General features: G+C 72.3%; 1 protein-coding gene. It reads left to right on the top strand.

What is annotated here, in order from left to right; genetic code table 11:
* On the top strand, positions 1-887 hold an 887-nt coding region (locus DPV74_RS41560; protein WP_205571995.1), incomplete at both ends, for an FUSC family protein.

The raw sequence follows: 887 nt of genomic DNA, 5'->3' as shown, positions 1-887 counted from the left end.
CGCTCACCGCATTGCGGGCGCGCGTGGACGACGCGGTGCGCGCCGAGGCCGCGGAGCCGGCCGGCTCGGACCCGTCGCGTCTGCTCACGCTCGACCGGCTGGCGGCGCTGCTTGCCGGGTTCGACGCCGCCTTTGCGGGCAAGGCGCGGCTGGACCTGCCGAATCCGCCGGCGTCGCGGGTGCGCTATGCGTTCCACCACGATCCGGTGCTCGCGTGGCACAACGGGATGCGCGCGTTCATCGCAGTGCTGATCGCCGCGGCGTTCTGGATCGTGACGGCGTGGCCGTCGGGCGCCGGGTTCGTCGCGATCACGGGGGTGGTCTGCGCGCTGTTCTCGACGCGCCCGAACTCGGTGGGCGCCACCGTCGGCTTCCTGAAAGGAGCCGCCTGCGCGGCGGTCGCGGGCGCCCTTTGCAACTTCGTGCTGCTGCCGGCGGTGTCGGGCTTCGAGATGCTCGCGTACATCCTCGGCGTGTTCACGATCGGCGCGGGCATCGCGATGCGCCATCCACGTGCGGCCGGCATCGGCAGCGGCTTCTCGATCTTCTTCTGGAATTTCACGTCGCCGGACAATACGGCGCGCATCGGCGACGCCGCCTTTCTCAATTCGGCGCTTGCCACGCTGCTCGGCATCGCGTTCGGCGCGATGGTGTTCGCGCTCGTGTTCCCCGGCGATCCCGGCGCGAGCCGGCGGCGCCTGCATTGCGCGGTGCGCGCCGACCTCGCACGCATCGCACGCAATCCACGGGCGTGGCCGGCGAGCGCGTGGCTGAGCCGTACGGCCGACCGTCTCGGGCGCGAGCTCGGCTTCGCGGGCCGTCTGCCGGCCACCCTCATCGAGCGCGACCTGCGCGACTTGCTCGCGGCCTGGACGATCGGCGACAGC

The organism is Burkholderia sp. HAN2018 (genome assembly GCF_024704855.1).
Classification (GTDB): domain Bacteria; phylum Pseudomonadota; class Gammaproteobacteria; order Burkholderiales; family Burkholderiaceae; genus Burkholderia; species Burkholderia cepacia.
This window is presented reverse-complemented; position numbering and strand designations above follow the sequence as displayed.